Origin of the sequence: Pseudomonas sp. GZD-209, assembly GCF_049310485.1 — a bacterium.
GTDB classification, from domain to species: domain Bacteria; phylum Pseudomonadota; class Gammaproteobacteria; order Pseudomonadales; family Pseudomonadaceae; genus Aquipseudomonas; species Aquipseudomonas sichuanensis.
Genome location: NZ_JBMOWQ010000077.1, coordinates 1 through 3821, shown reverse-complemented (window position 1 = coordinate 3821; position 3821 = coordinate 1). Strand labels below are relative to the sequence as shown.

The following is a 3821-nucleotide window of genomic DNA, read 5'->3' as shown; positions in this document are numbered from 1 at the left end:
CCCCCCCCCCTGTTTTCCCTCCCCCCCCCCCCCCCCCCCTCCCCCTCCCCCCCCCCCCCCCCCCCCCCCCCCCCCCCCCCCCCCCCCCCGCTCCCATAGGTGTCAGGCCTGCGCTGTACGCAACGCCGGCTTGCGGAACACAAACAGCAGCCCGACCACGATCAGCCCCATGCCCAGCAGGCTGAGCGGCGCCAGGCGGTTACCGAAGATGATGAAATCCATCACCGCCGTTACCGCCGGCACCAGGTAGAACAGACTGGTGACATTGACCAGGTTGCCCCGCGCAATCAGCCGGTACAGCAACAGCGTGGCCAGCAACGAGACCACCAGCCCCATCCACAACAGCGCACCCACGAAGCTGGCATTCCACGCCACCTGCAACGGCTGGAACGGCGCGAACAGCGCGCACAGGGCAAAACCTGCCAGGTACTGCAGCGGCAAGGTGCCCATGGGGTTGTCGGTGATGCGCTTCTGCAGGATCGAGCCGCAGGTCATGCTGGCCAGCGCCAGCAAGGCGAACAGCATCCCGAGCAACGAGACGCCACCCAGGTTGATGCCCTGGTAGACCACCATCACCAGCCCGCCGAGGCCCAAGCCAAGGCCGAACAGCCGGCTCCAGGAACGCTGACGCTCCATCAGGACCACGGTGAGGATTGGCTGGACGCCCATCACTGTGGCCATGACGCCGGGGGTGACGTGGGTGTTCAACGCCAGCAGGTAGAAGATCTGGTACGCGCCGAGTAACACGCAACCGGTACCCAGGGCGCGCAGGATGCCACCCCGGCTACGTGGCCAGCGCAACCCCAGCAACGGGCCGATCAGCAACAGCCCGGCCAGTGCCAGCGCCGAGCGCAGCAGGAGGAAGGCGAAAGGGCTGGCCTGGGCCAGGCCAAGCTTGGAGACGATCGCCCCGCTGCTCCACAGCAGGACGAACAGGCTGGTGGTGGCCGCCGAGGCCACGGATGCTTTGTTGAAAACAGACATGTATTGCCACCTGTATGGGCAAGGAAAGCCGTACGGGCGGTTCTATCGCGTATCGAGGGATAGCCGACCGTGTTCAGTAGGTTGCGTGTGCTGGGGATGCGGCCAGAAGCCGATCAGCCCAGTACGACCACGCAAGGAGGCGGAGCTACGCCGCCTACGACGCCACTGACAGGTGGTGGGTAATGACTGATCATGGCCGGCTGCTGGCTGCCACGCACAACCACGCCCGCGACAGGCGCGAGAACGTAAGCAGTGGTGGAAGGGATGGCTGGCATGAACAGGTCTTCTGCAGAAGTGAATTTTTCGGAATATATCGGTGTATTCATCGCGGGGCAAGCCCGCTCCCACGCGGGGGAACGGGCATACCCCTGCGGGTCAGAACAACCAGCGGTACAGCGCAACGGCCACCAGCACCGCCAGCACTGGCCGCAGCACGCGGTAGGCCTTCGGATTGGCACGCTTGAACTGCTTCACGCGGGAGCTGATCACATTGCTGAAACGCTTGCTCCAGGCATACGCCTGGTTGATCCCGCCGACACGCTCGTCGTCGGTATTCTGCGGTGCGGTGGCACGGCCGAGGAAGGCGCTGACCTTGCGGTTGATGCGGGTCATCAACGGGCTGTTGAGCGGGCGCTCGACATCGCAGAACAGGATCACCCGAGTCATCTCGGTCTCGTTCTTCACCCAGTGCACGAAGGTCTCGTCGAACATTACGTCCTCGCCATCGCGCCAGGCGTATGGCTGGCCGTCGACGTAGATGCGGCAGTTGTCCGAGTTGGGGGTGGACAGGCCCAGGTGATAGCGCAGCGAACCGGCAAACGGGTCACGGTGCGGGTTCAGATGGCTGCCGCCGGGCAGCAGGGCAAACATCGCACCTTTGACGTTAGGAATGCTGTTGACCAGTTCGACGGTCTTGGGGCACAGCGCCTCGGCCGACGGCAGCGCTTTGTCGTACCACTTGAGGTAGAAACGCTTCCAGCCCTTCTTGAAAAACGAGCCGAAGCCGGCATCGTTGTCTTTTTCCGCGGCCTTGATGTAACCCTCGTCGAACAGGCGCATGGCCTCTTCGCGGATGGTTTGCCAGTTGTCCTTGAGCACGTCCAGTTCAGGGAAGCGCTGGCGGTCGAGGTACGGCTTGGAAGGCACGCCGGAGAACAGGTACATCAGGCTGTTGTACGGAGCGAACAGCGCCGAATGGTTGACGAACTGGCGCAGCACCGGCAGACGCGCCTTGCCGCGCAGGTGTACGAACAGCACGCTGCCGAAAAAGACCAGCAATACACCGGCCTTGGCGACAAAGGAAAAGGTCATGCAACACTCCTTGGAGGGGAAATCTGGCCATCCCCGAATAGCCGGACATCATAAACCCATCCGTCCCGGGTAAAAACAACCGGGGGCGGATCGCAGTGTTAAGGATTGTGCAATAAACGCCAGCAAGGGGTACGTGGGGAGGGGTGGGAAAAAAAACACAAGAAGGGGGGGTTGCGCCGGATCAGCGGTGCGGCCTGCCCCATCGCTGATCCGGCGCCCACATAGGCAACGCATACCCTGTGGGAGCCGGCTTGCCGGCGATGGGCTGCCCAGCAGCGCCAGGGGTTACTGCTGGTTTTCCTGCTCGCTGAACATGTCGCTGAACAGCATGCTGGACAGGTAGCGCTCGCCGGAGTCAGGCAGGATCACGACGATGGTCTTGCCCTGCATTTCCGGTTTTTCCGCCAGGCGCACCGCCGCCGCCATCGCCGCGCCACAGGAGATGCCACAGAGGATGCCCTCCTCCTGCATCAGGCGAATGGCCATGGCCTTGGACTCGTCCTCGGTCACCGTTTCCACCTGGTCGACAATCGACAGGTCGAGGTTCTTCGGCACGAAGCCGGCGCCGATGCCCTGGATCTTGTGCGGGGTGGGCTTGAGTTCCTCACCGGCCAGGGTCTGGCTGATCAGCGGCGAATTCACCGGCTCCACCGCCACCGACAGGATCGCCTTGCCCTGGGTGTGCTTGATGTAGCGCGACACCCCGGTGATGGTGCCGCCGGTGCCGACGCCGGCCACCAGCACGTCGACCGCGCCATCGGTGTCGTTCCAGATTTCCGGGCCGGTGGTCTTCTCATGGATGGCCGGGTTGGCCGGGTTGTCGAACTGGCCCGGCAGGAAGTGCTGCGCAGGGTCCGAGGCGACGATCTCGTTGGCCTTCTCGATAGCGCCCTTCATGCCCTTGGCCTTGTCGGTCAGCACCAGCTCGGCGCCCAGCGCCTTCAGCACCTTGCGCCGCTCCAGGCTCATCGACTCCGGCATGGTCAGGATCAGCTTGTAGCCGCGGGCGGCGGCCACGAAGGCCAGGCCGATACCGGTATTGCCCGAGGTGGGCTCGACGATGGTCATGCCCGGCTTGAGCTTGCCGCTGCTCTCGGCGTCCCAGATCATGTTCGCGCCGATCCGGCACTTCACCGAGTAGCCAGGGTTGCGCCCTTCGGTCTTGGCCAGGATGGTCACGCCGCGCGGGGCGATGCGGTTGATCTGCACCAGCGGCGTGTTGCCGATGGAATGGGCGTTGTCTGCGTAGATACGGCTCATGGCAGGTGTCCTTGAACATGAAAGAGCGGGGAAAAACATCAGGGTAAGCCTGCAACGGGGGAGCGTAAAGCCTGATCGCGCCTGCCGGGCGGCCGCTCGTGACGGACCATTCAGGGACTGAATACCGGGTCTGCGTTTGCAGGCGTCGGGGCTGGGGTTATAGTCGCTGACAAATCACAAACATGTGTCGCCCTGGCTACCCCTGTCGCGGGGCAAGCCCGCTCCCACGCTGCCAGTTCAGGGCGTGGGAGCGGGCTTGCCCCGCG

The 3821-nt window shown here is 64.0% G+C and carries 3 protein-coding genes; all 3 read right to left on the bottom strand.

From position 1 onward, the window contains the following. Positions 1–102: 102 nt before the first annotated feature. Entirely contained in the window at positions 103–984 is an 882-nt protein-coding gene (locus tag ACO6VM_RS10795) for a DMT family transporter (RefSeq protein WP_401057701.1), read from the bottom strand. Positions 985–1359: 375 nt separating this feature from the next. Beyond that, complete coding sequence (locus ACO6VM_RS10790) at positions 1360–2295, bottom strand: aspartyl/asparaginyl beta-hydroxylase domain-containing protein (RefSeq protein WP_125857791.1); 936 nt, start codon at positions 2293–2295, stop codon at positions 1360–1362. A 285-nt stretch (positions 2296–2580) separates the two neighbouring features. Then, positions 2581–3555 (bottom strand): cysteine synthase A, encoded by a 975-nt coding sequence (gene cysK / locus ACO6VM_RS10785; protein WP_347151576.1) that lies wholly within the window; start codon positions 3553–3555, stop codon positions 2581–2583. Between the last annotated feature and the right edge of the window lie 266 nt (positions 3556–3821).

Excerpts from the sequence above, each read along its gene's own strand:
- ACO6VM_RS10795 (WP_401057701.1), bottom strand. The coding sequence starts at position 984 with ATGTCTGTTTTCAACAAAGCATCCGTGGCCTCGGCGGCCACCACCAGC.
- ACO6VM_RS10790 (WP_125857791.1), bottom strand. The coding sequence starts at position 2,295 with ATGACCTTTTCCTTTGTCGCCAAGGCCGGTGTATTGCTGGTCTTTTTC.
- cysK (WP_347151576.1), bottom strand. The coding sequence starts at position 3,555 with ATGAGCCGTATCTACGCAGACAACGCCCATTCCATCGGCAACACGCCG.